Origin of the sequence: Bacillus sp. FSL W8-1127, assembly GCF_038006725.1 — a bacterium.
Taxonomy (GTDB): domain Bacteria; phylum Bacillota; class Bacilli; order Bacillales; family DSM-4216; genus Bacillus_O; species Bacillus_O smithii.
Map to the genome: position 1 here is coordinate 934,601 of NZ_JBBOVU010000001.1, position 13,638 is coordinate 948,238.

A 13,638-nucleotide genomic window follows, 5' to 3' on the forward strand; every position below is an offset into this window, starting at 1 on the left:
TACATCAAGCATTTAAACAAGATTTTGGACTGCGAAAGCTGAGTTATTAAATCCTATTTTTCAAAAACAGAGGAAGAGATAAAAATTTTAAAGTATTTCATCGACACATGAACGACATTTATCGATTTTATGTGAGATTATCTGACAAATCGCTCGTGAGTTTACATAAAAATTGCTTTTAAACACAAACCGTTGAACAGATTACGATTTGGAACGGAAATAAAAATAATTCATTTGAAAATCGATCGTTATATTCTGATTTTATATAATATTAACAATATTTATTGAAATGTTTTGAAAAGGTGAGATTGTCTAATGGATATGCAGTCCGAAATACTTGAGCTTGAACTGGATGCGATTGTAAAAAAATCAAAAGATAATATTGTGATTACAGACGGAAATGGCGTTGTGCTGCGCGCCAGCCCCAATAACTACGCCATTTATGGAAGCAGCACTGATGATTTAATTGGAAAGTCTGTTTATTAGCTTGAAGAAGATCATATTTTTTCTCCTTCCGTTACGATAAAAGTTTTAAACGAGAGGAAAGAAGTGCGCGTCATGCAAAATACAAAAACCGGGCGTTCTGTTATGGCTATCGGTCTTCCCATTTTTGATCGATCGAATGAAATTATTCGGGTAATCAGCTTTTCACATGATTTAACGGAAATCGAACAATTAAAAGAGGAATTTAAACAATTACAAAAAAAGATTGAAAGATATGAAACGGAAATTCAAGAACTTCGAGACAATGAACAAATCGAAGGCAATACTATTCTGAAAAGCAAAACCATCCAGCAAATCTGGCAGCTCATTAAGCGTGTTGCCAAAACAGATGCTTCGGTTGTCTTTTTAGGTGAATCCGGTGTTGGAAAAACTCACTTTGCTCGTGCACTTCATCAAGCAAGTGAAAGAGCAAATGAAGCTTTTATCGATGTAAACTGCAGTGCGATTCCCGAATCTTTATTTGAGTCTGAGATGTTTGGATATGAACCTGGTTCTTTTACAGGAGCCAGTAAAAAGGGCAAGACGGGGTTAATCGAACTAGCTGATCAAGGGACATTATTTCTTGATGAAATCGGTGAAATTCCTTTATCTATGCAGTCAAAATTGTTAAAAGTGATTCAAGATAAAGAAGTCATTCTAATTGGAGGAGTAAGACCGAAAAAAGTCGATTTCCGTTTAATTACTTCAACCAATCAAAATTTATCGGAAATGATAAAACATGGCTCGTTTCGACAAGATCTTTTTTACAGATTAAGTGTCATCTCGATCACCATACCTCCTTTAAGGGAACGGAAAGAGGATATTGCAATGCTGGCCTATTACTACTTGCAAAAATTCAATGAAAAGTATCGTATGAGAAAATCTCTTCATCCTGCAACGATTGATAAGCTTATTCATTACCACTGGCCGGGAAATGTGCGGGAACTTCAAAATATGATGGAACGCCTTGTGATTACTTCGGAAACCAATATCATCCATCCAGACAATCTACCATCGGACATTCAAATGGATCGTACACAGAAAACAGATTCTTTATTATTGAAAAACATGAAAGGGAAAACTTTACGAGAAGCAATGGAAGAAGTAGAAATTTTGTGGCTAAGACGTGCCGTTAAGCAATGTAAAACAACATACGAAATGGCGGAATTCTTAGGAATCAGCCAATCCAATGTTGTCAGGAAGCTAAAAAAATATCGAATTAAGGCAAAACCATATCAACATTTATAATTCTTTCTCTCGATTGTAAGCAACTTCCACATTCATAGGACATTATCCGAGATCTTTTTCATTTTGATTTCTACAAAAATTTATTGTTCATATAACAAGTTAAAACAGTTCGTCTTTATCGGCATCAAACCTGTGTAATCGGCTCGACAAAATATATCTGTGGGGATGAAAAAAATTTGCACAAAAGAATAGGATCAGAACTAAAAAATTCCCAATCAAACGATTGGGAATAAATAATCTGATTCTTATAACCGGCATATGCTGAAAACGTGATGATGGATGTTTCGCCTTCACCGGAAGTTGACAAATTGGACATCGATCGGAAGATCCGCTTCACGGATGGCAGCGATGATTTTTTGCAGGTCATCTTTGTTTTTACCCGTGATACGGATTTGATCTTCTTGAATTTGTGATTTTACCTTTAAACCTGAATTTTTTACAATTGTGTTTATTTTTTTGGCGTTTTCTTTATAGATCCCTTGTATCAATTTTGCCCGTTGGCGTACTGTACCGCCGGAAGCTCCTTCGATTTTGCCATAATCGATATTTTTAATGGGTACGCCTCGTTTAATTAATTTGCTTAAAAGAACGTCTTTTAATTGATTGAGTTTAAACTCGTCATCTGAGACTAGTACCAGCTCATCTTTTTCAAGCGAAATATCGCTTTTGCTACCTTTAAAATCATAGCGGTTTTGGATTTCTTTTAGTGCAATGTTGATTGCGTTTGTAACTTCCGAAAAATCCACTTTTGATACAATGTCAAACGAATTCTCTTTTGCCATGAAACAACCTCCGACTATAAACGATTTTTTCCATTATAGTAAACAAATTGCAAAATCACAATCAATAAAGGGGGGCCACATCCAGGTGAGAAAAACGCTGGATGCGGCCCCTTTAGCAATCACGACGGTCTGTAAAGACACCATAAGAGAAAGGTCGATCATAAATGATCGGTTTTTTTCGAGTATTGGTTTTTCCCTGCTTCTCGGTTTTTCTCTTCTAAAATGTTCTTTTCTTCACGAGATGCTTGCCGATCTCTTGCTTTTTTGTCATTGTCGGATGTTCTTGGCATGATTTTTCTCCTTCCTTCACATTTTCAGGGATAGTATCACCCAAAAAGTTGATAATATGTGTAACAGGAACGGAGAACGGAATATGTTAGATCTTTAGTGTTGATGACATATTAAAAGTCGCTTTTTCTAAGTTCGTTCAAAAAGAAAATAGCCAAAGTGCCAGGCCCGGCGTGGGAACCGATGGCTCCTCCGATTGAGTGAATGAAAAAATGCCGGCAGCTAAAGCGCTCTTCGATCATTTGTTTTACTTCAAGCGCGGTTTGTTCGTCGTCGCCGTGACTGATTCCAATCATTTGGGATGAAAGATCCGCTCCGCGCTCTTCCATTAAATCAAGCATCCGCTTGAACAGTTTTTTTCGGCCTCGGATTTTTTCGATCGGCACTAATTTTCCGTCCTCCACATGCAGAAGCGGCTTGATATTTAGGAGACCACCTAAGAAAGCGGAGGCCCGGGATAATCTTCCGCCTCTTGCCAGAAAATCTAAATCTTCTACCGTAAAAAGATGCTCCATATGCCGGCAGCGGAATGTGATCTCTTCGACAATGGATTCTTTTGAGGCGCCGCTTTCTAACATTTTAGCGGCTTCGATCACTGCCAGCCCTTGGCCGAGAGACGCACATTTAGAGTCAATAATGGTGAGATCAAGGGATGGATAAGTTTCTTTCACTTGATCCCGGATCATGACCGCCGTTTGATAGGTACCGGATAATTCGGAGGAAAAAGCAATATAAATCCCTGAATCTCCGCTTTCAGCCAGCTCTGTAAAATGCTTCATAAAAACCTCGGGAGAAGGCTGTGAAGTACTGGGAGATGCTCCATTCCGAATCGCATCATGAATGGTTTTGGGATCAATTGAAAGGATATCTTCATATGCCTTGTTTTCTAATTGAACGATCAACGGTATTAACGTAACGGAATGCTCCTGAAAAAAAGAAAGCGGAAGATCACTGCCGCTGTCGGTAAATAAACGAATTGCCATATATAATCACCTACCAATCAAAAGTTGTTAACCTTAGTGTATCTATTCTTTTGCCCCTTGACAATGCTTATGGAAAGAGCATAAGGTGAATAAGTACATCAGGCAAGATCAATCAGGAGGAAACAAAATGGATACCATCAAAATAGGGAATGAGGCAAAAAAAATCGTAATTGTCGTATTCGGTGCTTTTTTAAACGCACTGGCAATGAATTTATTTTTAATTCCAGCAAACGTATATTCTAGCGGTTTTACCGGTATTTCGCAATTATTGTCCAATCTTTTGCAGGAGTTTACGAAGATTCACATTTCGACAGGTATCTTTTTATTGATTTTAAATATTCCGGTGGCCATTTTGGGTTGGAAAAAAGTTGGAAAATCTTTCACCTGTTACAGCTTTCTCTCTGTAGTGTTGATGTCTTTTTTTCTTCAGTTTCTCCCGGTTAAAGCGTTGTCTCATGATATTTTACTGAATGCTGTTTTTGGAGGCGTGATAGCGGCTGTCGGGATCGGTTTGACACTTAAATACGGGGCCTCCACTGGAGGTCTTGATATTATCGCGATGGTCCTTTCCCGCATGAAAGATAAGCCGGTTGGCACTTATTTTTTTCTGATGAATGGGGCTATTGTTTTGACAGCGGGATACGTATTTGGATGGGAAAAAGCGCTTTATACGATTGTTTCTTTATACGTTTCCACCCGAGTCATTGATGCGATCCATACTCGATACGCAAAATTGACAGCCATGATTGTCACGGACAAGCCGGAAGAAATGAAACAAGCGATTTACAGAAAACTGGTCAGAGGAATAACGGTTGTTCCGGCGAAAGGGGCTTTTTCCAATAAAGAGAAACAAATGATGATGATCGTGATCACACGCTATGAATTGTACGATTTGAAAAAAATCATTCAAAGTGTCGACCCCAAGGCTTTTACCAATATTGTGGAAACAGCGGAAGTGGTCGGCTTCTTCCGAAAAGACTAAAACATCAAGCTGAATTCCAGACAGTGGAATCTATATGTATCGCCGTTCGCATTATAAACAGCAGCAAATCTTTTCCATAAAATTGGATGAGGAAGAGTCTGGGCCCGTTCAAGCAGGACTGTGATATGAGCCGCTCAAGCAGGCTCCGTCCTATATGAATGACGGGCCCCTTGCGCGGCTTGAAGGCTGGTATTAAGAAAGGGTGTATTTCGTTAGACAAGTATTGTATTTCCTTGACGTTTTTTAGTTCAGCTGAAAGTTCGTGATGATATCGTAGCTAAATTTCTTCTATGTCATTTCGGGAACTGTTCATTTTTGCGGCTTCTGCTTCGGCATATGTCATATGGTAGGGAATTTTCAATGCATGTTGTTGAACGGAGTTTTTCCCGTCATGGATAAATCGTTTTGATTTATTCCGTTTGCCCATTCGATCCACCCCTTTTTATTGATGAACGAAAATTCGTTCTTTTACATTGTTCCTCATCATCTAGTGCTCCACACACGTACTTTCTCCCTGCCTTTCCAGCTCCTGCATCGTTCGTTCATGGGTGCGAGAATGTTTTTTTGGTCATCATCGATCGGCCTGAGGAATCGCATTTTATGTCATGAATCATTTGCAAAAGTCCCTTTTTTTTTACCCACCACTCTGTCAGATTAGGTTGTTTTTAATCTATTCATAAAATTGATTCAACATGACGAACGAAGAAATAAGAAAAATGAAAAAAGTATAGGAAATTTTTGGACTCTCGATTATGATACATAAAGAAAGGGAAGGGAGGATTCGTCAAAATGATGATCGTTCGAAAAGAATATGTGAACAATATTCCGGTCTTGCATGTAGTGAAACAATCATTGTTGGATCAAAAAATACCGTTCATCATATTCATCCATGGTTTTCAAAGTGCAAAAGAACATAATCTTCATTACGCTTATTATCTAAGCGAAAAAGGATATCGGGTTGTTTTGCCGGAAGCCTTTTTTCATGGAGAGAGGGAAGAATCCATATCGGAAAGGGACCTAACGTATCGATTTTGGGACATTGTGGTAAACACCATCCAAGAAATAGAAGCGATTAAAAATCATTATGAACAAAGGATAGATGAGGATCGGATTGGCGTTGCCGGCACATCCATGGGAGGAATAGTGACTTTAGGAGCTTTAACACAGTATTCTTGGATTAAGGCGGCCGTCAGTTTGATGGGGTCTCCGGTGTATGAGGATTATGCCCGCCGGCAAATCAGCGAAATTCAAAAGCGTGGATACCATATTCCTTTTACGGAAAAGGAATTGGAAAAAACCTTTAATAGGCTGCGGACCTACGATTTAAGCCAGCAGCCGGAAAAACTCAAAGGGCGTCCTTTGATGTTTTGGCACGGAAAAAATGACCCGATCGTTCCTTTTCAAAATGCCTATGATTTTTATTTGTCCAACCGGGATCAATATGAAAATCATCCCGAAGACTTCTTTTTTATGCTGGACGAACAAAGCGGCCATAAAGTGTCTCGTTCCGGAGTATTAAAAACAGTGGAATGGTTTTCCGAAAAACTGTAATCAGAATGAATGATTTGATTACTACCGTAGGTTTTGATTAAAATAGTGTTAAATAACGAAAAAGGAGTGAGGGAAGTGGATGAGGCTTTAAAAGAGAATATTCTCGGTGCACTTGAACAGGTCATCGATCCGGAAATCGGCATTGATGTTGTGAATCTTGGCCTAGTTTATGGTATAGATATGGACGAAGAAGGAAAAGCAACGATCACGATGACTTTGACAGCAATGGGATGTCCGCTTGCTTCCACCATTGTGGATCAAGTGAAATATGCGTTGAGCGATATTCCTGAAATTAAGGATGTCGATGTGAATATCGTTTGGAATCCACCGTGGACAAAAGATCGAATGTCTCGCTACGCTAAAATCGCATTAGGAATTCCTGATTAATCAATAAATCTTTGTATAGTTCCAAAGAAAATCGTTTATAGAAGTGGAACTGATGAGTAAGAATAACCACCTGCGCATTGGTGCGCAGGTGTTTTTTCTGTAAATGAATGAACCATCCGACAAATGATTCGTCCATTATTGTCGTCCTGGCAAAAATATTTGCTCCTTCTATCTAAAGGTTGGGCACCTTTTATATTCATTTTCTCGCATGTGTTTTTTATTAGAAACAACGGAGTAATGATAATGGTTGGAATGGATGACGGAAATAACCGTGTATAGATAATGGCGGGAGGCAAATTCTATGTACAGGCGCAAATATGCGTCAAAAAACAACGTCGTTTATGCGGAGGGGCATGCGTTGGGACAAAAAAGGCAATTTCATCCCGGAGAAAAAGCGCCGAATAACGGAATTTATGTAGAAGTAGGGGATACGGGAAGCAATGTGGTGAATCCAAAGCAAATCAAATTGGCAAAAGGCGACCGATTCCCGGAAAACTCAAATGACGAACGAATATGGACGTATAAACGGAAACCGTAATGTACGACAAGCAAGCCATCCGGAGACGGATGGCTTTACAGTTAAATCGGAAAAGTGAATAATGAATGTTGGAAAAAGGAATGAAAAACGGATGGAGGGACCCATATGGATATCCAGCGGATGACGTATGCGCTTCAGGAAGGAATGGCGGAAGCTCAAAAATTGGCAGAGCAACAACAAAATACAGAAATGGACTTACCTCATCTGTTTTATGCGTTATTGAACAAAAGCGATAGTTTAATGGCCCATATTTTTGAGCGGGTCGGGTTGTCTAAAGAAGAAATCATCCATTATTTTCAAAAGCGGTTGGACGAATGCCCCAAAGTCAGCGGAGAAGGCGTCCAGTACGGCGCCTATCTTTCTAATCATCTGCAGATGCTTTTTCAAAAAGCAGACAAGGTGCGGGAGCAATGGAAGGATGATTATCTTTCGGTAGAACATGTGGTTTTGGCAAGCATGGATTTACCGGATCACAACTGGAAACAGTTTTTACATAAACATCAAGTGTCAAAGTCGCAGTTGGCTGCTGTTATTAAAGAGATAAGGGGGAATGAAAAAGTGGCAACCCAAAATCCGGAAGCCGTCTATGAAGCATTGAAAAAATACGGACGGGATCTTGTCGAGGAAGCGAGACAAGGAAAAATGGATCCTGTCATTGGCAGGGACAGCGAAATTCGCCATGTGATCCGGATTCTGTCTCGGAAAACGAAGAATAATCCGGTTTTAATCGGTGAACCGGGTGTTGGGAAGACCGCGATTGTGGAAGGCCTTGCCCAAAGGATTGTCCGCAAAGATGTCCCTGAAGGATTGAAAGATAAAACCATTTTTGCTTTGGATATGAGCGCGCTGATCGCTGGAGCCAAATTTCGGGGCGAGTTTGAAGAAAGGTTAAAAGCGGTTTTAAATGCGGTTAAGAAAAGCGAAGGGAAAATATTGTTGTTTATTGATGAACTGCATACGATTGTGGGCGCCGGAAAAACAGAGGGAGCCATGGATGCAGGGAATATGTTGAAACCGATGCTGGCGAGAGGCGAACTCCATTGTATTGGGGCCACAACATTGGATGAATACCGTCAATATATTGAAAAAGATCCGGCGCTTGAACGTCGTTTCCAGCAAGTTCTCGTTCAAGAACCAACAGTGGAAGATACGATTTCGATATTACGGGGCTTAAAGGAACGGTTTGAAATTCACCACGGCGTTAATATCCATGATAGGGCTCTTGTAGCCGCCGCAACGCTTTCTAACCGTTATATTTCCGATCGGTTTCTTCCTGATAAGGCGATTGACTTGGTTGATGAAGCGTGCGCTTTGATCAGGACGGAAATCGATTCGATGCCGACAGAATTGGACGAAGTGACGAGAAGAGTGATGCAGCTTGAAATTGAAGAAGCTGCCTTAATGAAGGAGACGGATGATGCCAGCAAAGCACGCCTTGAGATATTGAGAAAAGAATTGGCGGATTTAAGAGAAACAGCGAACGAAATGCGGGCAAGATGGCAGAAAGAGAAAGAGGCTATTCAAAAAGTTCAGGAAAAACGCGAACTGTTGGAAAGACTTCGCAGGGAGCTGGAATTGGCGGAGAACCAATATGACTTAAATAAAGCAGCTGAATTGCGCCATGGAAGAATTCCCCAAGTAGAAAAAGAACTGAAGGAACTGGAAAACGAAGCCGCAACGAAACAGGACGAGAATCGGCTTCTTCGGGAAGAGGTGACAGAAGAAGAAATTGCGGGGATCGTTTCCCGTTGGACAGGCATACCCGTTACCAAGCTTGTGGAAGGAGAAAGAGAGAAATTACTGCGATTAGAACAAATTCTCCAAAACAGAGTAATCGGCCAAGAAGAAGCAGTGAAGCTGGTGAGTGATGCTGTACTAAGGGCAAGAGCGGGAATTAAAGACCCAAATCGTCCGATCGGATCGTTTTTATTTCTTGGTCCGACAGGCGTCGGAAAAACAGAGCTGGCAAAGACACTCGCAGAGGCATTATTCGATAGCGAAGAGCAAATGATTCGGATCGATATGTCCGAGTATATGGAAAAATTTTCTGTTTCGCGTTTAATCGGTGCTCCTCCTGGATATGTCGGCTATGAAGAAGGGGGCCAACTTACGGAAGCCATTCGCCGTAAACCTTATTCGGTTGTTTTATTGGATGAAATAGAAAAAGCGCACCCGGAAGTATTTAATATTTTGCTGCAAATGCTGGATGACGGTCGAATCACGGATTCACAAGGAAGAACGGTTGATTGCAAAAATACGGTTGTCATTATGACTTCCAACTTAGGCTCTTCCTACTTGTTAGATCGAAAAGAAGAAGGAGACATTCAACCGGAGACAAAAGAAAAAGTATTGAACGAATTAAAGCATCACTTTCGCCCGGAATTTTTAAACCGTGTGGATGATATTATTTTGTTTAAACCGTTGACGATGGAGAACGTAGAAGCCATTGTGGAAAAATTGCTCGGTGAACTAAAACAACGACTGAAAGATCAGGAATTGGATCTTAGAGTCACGGAAAACGCTAAGAAGCTCATTGCGAAAGAGGGATTCGATCCGGTATATGGAGCCCGGCCATTGAAACGGTTCATTCAACATCAAGTAGAGACTAAGCTGGCAAGGGCGATTATTGCCGGAGATATTTTGCCAAATAAAGAAGCGGTGATTGATGAAGAAAACGGAGAGCTCATTGTCCGTTCTTCTTAAATAGACGGGGGGATCTGTTCGCTCACACCTTCATGGCTGAAGTATCCATTTTGGCCATTGATGAAAGATGCCACAAGCCAAAAGGGGCGACCTCATCGGCCGCCCCTTTTGGACTCAATGTTTTTCAACCGGTTCGTCCGGAATCAGCGAGCTTAACAAAAAGATCAGAATCGCAAAGACAAACGTTAAAAGAAGGCTGAGACTGAAATTAAACGCTGCTCCGGCCATTGCTCCCACAACATATACGAGCATTAAAGACAAAAGAAATGCCCATACCAGTGTCATAATGAAACGCATCGGTTATTCACCTCGTTTTATAAATCAGTATGTACCTATTATACCTCTATCTTACCACACTTCCGTTCGATGATGAAATCTTTCTTACACATTTGAAACTCCTCCGTTTTGAATAGGCTGATTTCTTATCGAAAAATCTGTTGCCTTCATACAATATTAAGACTCACTATGCAAAAGGAGAAGTTGATCATGCAGCAAAAGATATTTCAGCATGATAGAGAGTGGTGCATTGTTCATTATCCAGTAAAGCCGAACGGTTTTGCCGTTATGATTCTAGGAGATCAAAATCATTATGTCACAGAAAAAGGGAGTTTTTGGATGGAAAACGAAACTAGGAGGGATTGGATTGACCAGTTGACGAAATCCGGCTATCTGGTATTTTATTTCAACTTTTTTGGGGCCCATTGGGGAAGCGAAAAGGCCGTGGAATCTGCATTGAACTTATACCACTATATAAAAAGACAGGAGATTATCAATCAGCGTATTCATATTCTAGCTGAGGGAACCGGAGCGCTTTTACTAAAAAACATGTTAACGGGTATTCAGTCCAATTTGCGCTGTGCAGTCGTCATCACTCCGTGCATTTCCCTACGATTGCATAATGAGCAAGAAAGAAAACAGAAGTTCTTCTTGAAAAAGTTCAGGAAGGAAATTTCTGTGGCTTATCAGGTCGAAGAAAAGGAATGGGAAAAAGTGATCCAAAAGGATACGGTCATTCCGCTGATCAAAACGAAAAATCCCCTTTATTTTATAGAAATCATTGGACACCTATCGTATAAAGGACAATTGGAAGTCGTCCAATCCGTTTGTAAAGAACGGATGAGGAACCATTTGCCGGTAAAACTCGAATTCTTTTTGCCGGAGAAGCGGCCGCTTATTATTCGAAAATGTTTGCGATATTTTCGCGAGCATGAAAAAGAATTATAAACCGGAAACGAACGGTTCATAAAAAAGAAGGATCCTTTAAAAAAGATCGCATATGCTCTACCAAAAGAAGCTTAAATGAAAGAGTTTCCTCGCTTAAGTTCATTTTTTACTAAAGATCCTTTAACAGCTAAGATTGGGAAGCATAAAATAGCTATATGGGGAATAAGGGGGGATGCCTATGAATGATGCAGTTGTGTTTTCCGGCAATTCATTTATTGGATTTGAATTGTGCCGAGTCTTTTTAGAGGAAGGAATGACGGTCCTTGGCTGCGATGAAGATGAGCTGGATGAGGATCGATTGTTGGAGATAGGGAGAAATGCTAATTTTCAATATCAAAAATTTCATCATATTCAAAGACCTGAGCACATACCATCCCCATCTTATCTCGTTTTTTCTTTTTATGATGGTTATTACCACCGAAAAGAAAACGCTTGGAAGGCGATCAAGCCCGTTGTTGAAAAAAGTTTGGATTGGAAAAAACATCATTTTATCTTTCTGTATCCATCTATTTGGTTGAAAAGAAAAGAAAAACATGATCTATACGTGGAGGCGGAGGAACTCCGAAAACAAGCTGAAAAAGAAAAAGCGTCCGTAACTGTTTTTTATTTACCGACCGTTTTCGGCCCTCGCCAGCCCAATTCTTTTTTATTGGCGGAAGCGATGACCAATCCTGCTTTTCAATGGGAACAAGCTTGCATTGATGAGGATCTTGAGGATGCTTTATACGTAGAGGATGCCGTCGACGTCATCAACAGGCAAAAAGAAAAGTCTAATACTTTTATCCTGGTAAATGCCAATCCGTCGAGCTGGGAAGCGGTTATGAGCCGTGTGATCCATGACGAAGAACAAATAAACGCTTTAAAAAAACGCTGTAAAGATCAATCACGAAATGCCTATCCTTTTGAAACCTTGCAGGTTGAAAACAAATTACCTATAGACGAAGCAGTACAAAAGCAAATTATTCATATAAAAAAACGAGAGATTTGTGATTTCCCCTTTTTTAAGTTTTAGAAGAAGTGTAGAATAAAGACTGGTCCAAATCGGGTACTTTTTCCTATTGAGGAAATGGGAAAGATTCGTAAATCTCATTTTTCTTTTAAAAGAGTTGGAGGAGGCGTGCTTTATGGATTTTTCTCTTTTTATACACGTACTCCCTTTAACATGTTAGAGCATCAACGCATATTTTATGCTTTAACAGCTTTTACCTGAAGTGAGGGTTTGGAAAGAGGGAGTTCTCGGAATGGCAAAAAAAGTCGCAGTTGTAATTATAGTGATGATCTTATTTGCTTTGCTATCTTCTTGCAAGAAAGAAGATGATAAAGGACATCTTCAAAAAGTTGGAATACTGGTACCGGAAACCATAAATGATCAAGTATGGGGTACAAAAGGATACAGTGGTATGCTTCGCATTCAAAAACGTTTCGGTGTGGATGTTTATTACAAAGAATGGATGAACTCAAAAGTGCTAACGGAAAAAGCAGTAGAGGAATTTTCACATAAAGGGATTAATTTAATTTTTGGACATGGAAGTGAATATGCAGAAAACTTTAATCAAATAGCGCCTAAATTTCCAAATATCCATTTTGTCAGTTTTAATGGGAATGCCAAGTGCAAAAATACGACAAGCCTCAAGTTTGAAGGTTATGCTATGGGATTTTTTGGAGGAATGACAGCCGCCCATGAAACAAAAACAAAAAAGATTGCTGTTCTTGCTACCTATAAATGGCAGCCGGAGATCAAAGGGTTTGTGGATGGCGCCAAATATGAAAATCCTGACGTTCAAGTGTTTAAACAATATGTCGGAAATTGGGATGACACAGATCAGGCGCTTCATTTGCTTGATGGGCTGATTGACAAAGGGGCGGATGTCGTGTATCCGGCCGGCGACCGCTACAGTGTCCCGGTTATTCAAAAATTGAAAGAAAAAAGATTATATGCCATTGGCTATGTGTCTGACCAATCGGATTTAGGAAAGTATACGGTGCTTACAAGTACTGTACAGCATGTTGATAAACTTTATGAAGTAGCCGCCGCGCGTTTTGCAGAAGGAAAGCTTCCTCCTGGAAATTTGTATTTTGATTTTCAAGACGGTGTCATTACGATGGGTAAATGGAGCCCCGTGGTTGATAAACCATTCCGAGACCGGTTGAATCGCGATATCGCCATTTATACCAAAACAGGAAAGCTGCCAAGCAAAAGTGATAAGGGAGGCATTTAAATGAATGAACAAAAAAATATGGAATTCGTGCAAATGGCCATGAAATACTTACCTGAGGCGCAAGAAAAATTAAAGGAAGCGGGAATCAAACTTTCCATGGAGTTGATTCAGCCTTTTATGGATCTGTTTTTGAAAGTGATGAACGAAGCATATGAATTAGGGAAAAAAGAAGCCTTGAAAGAATAGGAATGGAAAAGGGGGGAATCCTATGATAATTGGGTTCTCCCCTAAATCATAGACCGCTTTTTTG

Annotated in this window: 14 protein-coding genes and 1 pseudogene; 10 read left to right on the forward strand and 5 right to left on the reverse strand. The window is 40.1% G+C overall.

The genetic code is table 11. The annotated features are described in order from the left end of the window. Positions 1–315: 315 nt before the first annotated feature. A pseudogene (locus NST12_RS04445) lies at positions 316–1,731 on the forward strand (sigma-54 interaction domain-containing protein). A 290-nt stretch (positions 1,732–2,021) separates the two neighbouring features. Here NST12_RS04445 and NST12_RS04450 read toward each other — a convergent pair. The 3 genes from NST12_RS04450 to NST12_RS04460 all read right to left on the reverse strand — a co-directional run bounded on the left by NST12_RS04450 (position 2,022) and on the right by NST12_RS04460 (position 3,784). After that, a complete protein-coding gene (locus NST12_RS04450) occupies positions 2,022–2,513 on the reverse strand; it encodes a YajQ family cyclic di-GMP-binding protein (RefSeq protein ID WP_341100389.1) in 492 nt (163 codons plus the stop codon). Between the two features lie 158 nt (positions 2,514–2,671). Further along, on the reverse strand, positions 2,672–2,803 hold the full coding sequence (locus tag NST12_RS04455) for a DUF3941 domain-containing protein (RefSeq protein WP_003353709.1): 132 nt from the start codon (positions 2,801–2,803) through the stop codon (positions 2,672–2,674). 111 nt (positions 2,804–2,914) lie between these two features. Next, complete coding sequence (locus NST12_RS04460; RefSeq protein WP_327804931.1) at positions 2,915–3,784, reverse strand: DegV family protein; 870 nt, start codon at positions 3,782–3,784, stop codon at positions 2,915–2,917. 127 nt (positions 3,785–3,911) lie between these two features. Here NST12_RS04460 and NST12_RS04465 point away from each other — a divergent pair, with 127 nt between their 5' ends. Continuing rightward, the gene (locus tag NST12_RS04465; protein WP_048622862.1) at positions 3,912–4,766 is read left to right on the forward strand and encodes a YitT family protein; all 855 of its coding nucleotides are present in this window, start codon (positions 3,912–3,914) and stop codon (positions 4,764–4,766) included. A 277-nt stretch (positions 4,767–5,043) separates the two neighbouring features. On the opposite strand, the gene NST12_RS04470 is transcribed toward NST12_RS04465, so the two are convergent. After that, positions 5,044–5,193 (reverse strand): hypothetical protein, encoded by a 150-nt coding sequence (locus NST12_RS04470; RefSeq protein ID WP_169799155.1) that lies wholly within the window; start codon positions 5,191–5,193, stop codon positions 5,044–5,046. Between the two features lie 362 nt (positions 5,194–5,555). On the opposite strand from NST12_RS04470, the gene NST12_RS04475 reads away from it, so the two are divergent. The 4 genes from NST12_RS04475 to clpB all read left to right on the forward strand — a co-directional run bounded on the left by NST12_RS04475 (position 5,556) and on the right by clpB (position 9,945). Further along, complete coding sequence (locus tag NST12_RS04475; RefSeq protein ID WP_341100390.1) at positions 5,556–6,317, forward strand: alpha/beta fold hydrolase; 762 nt, start codon at positions 5,556–5,558, stop codon at positions 6,315–6,317. Between the two features lie 75 nt (positions 6,318–6,392). Further along, positions 6,393–6,704 carry a metal-sulfur cluster assembly factor gene (locus NST12_RS04480; protein ID WP_048622864.1) on the forward strand — a complete coding sequence of 104 codons (312 nt, stop codon included), beginning with the start codon at positions 6,393–6,395 and terminating at the stop codon, positions 6,702–6,704. Positions 6,705–7,062: 358 nt separating this feature from the next. Next, the gene (locus NST12_RS04485; RefSeq protein WP_040341183.1) at positions 7,063–7,242 is read left to right on the forward strand and encodes a YjzC family protein; all 180 of its coding nucleotides are present in this window, start codon (positions 7,063–7,065) and stop codon (positions 7,240–7,242) included. 105 nt (positions 7,243–7,347) lie between these two features. Further along, positions 7,348–9,945: an ATP-dependent chaperone ClpB gene (clpB, locus tag NST12_RS04490; protein WP_341028726.1), complete on the forward strand. Its 2,598-nt coding sequence runs from the start codon at positions 7,348–7,350 to the stop codon at positions 9,943–9,945. A 114-nt stretch (positions 9,946–10,059) separates the two neighbouring features. On the opposite strand, the gene NST12_RS04495 is transcribed toward clpB, so the two are convergent. Further along, entirely contained in the window at positions 10,060–10,242 is a 183-nt protein-coding gene (locus NST12_RS04495; RefSeq protein ID WP_003353700.1) for a YjzD family protein, read from the reverse strand. 189 nt (positions 10,243–10,431) lie between these two features. On the opposite strand from NST12_RS04495, the gene NST12_RS04500 reads away from it, so the two are divergent. The 4 genes from NST12_RS04500 to NST12_RS04515 all read left to right on the forward strand — a co-directional run bounded on the left by NST12_RS04500 (position 10,432) and on the right by NST12_RS04515 (position 13,574). Next, positions 10,432–11,169, forward strand: a complete 738-nt coding sequence (locus tag NST12_RS04500; RefSeq protein ID WP_341100392.1) for a hypothetical protein — start codon at positions 10,432–10,434, stop codon at positions 11,167–11,169. Between the two features lie 178 nt (positions 11,170–11,347). Beyond that, on the forward strand, positions 11,348–12,181 hold the full coding sequence (locus NST12_RS04505) for a hypothetical protein (RefSeq protein WP_048622867.1): 834 nt from the start codon (positions 11,348–11,350) through the stop codon (positions 12,179–12,181). A gap of 229 nt (positions 12,182–12,410) precedes the next feature. Beyond that, a complete protein-coding gene (locus NST12_RS04510) occupies positions 12,411–13,388 on the forward strand; it encodes a BMP family ABC transporter substrate-binding protein (RefSeq protein ID WP_341028730.1) in 978 nt (325 codons plus the stop codon). Next, a complete protein-coding gene (locus NST12_RS04515) occupies positions 13,389–13,574 on the forward strand; it encodes a ComZ family protein (RefSeq protein ID WP_003353696.1) in 186 nt (61 codons plus the stop codon). Positions 13,575–13,638 lie beyond the last annotated feature (64 nt).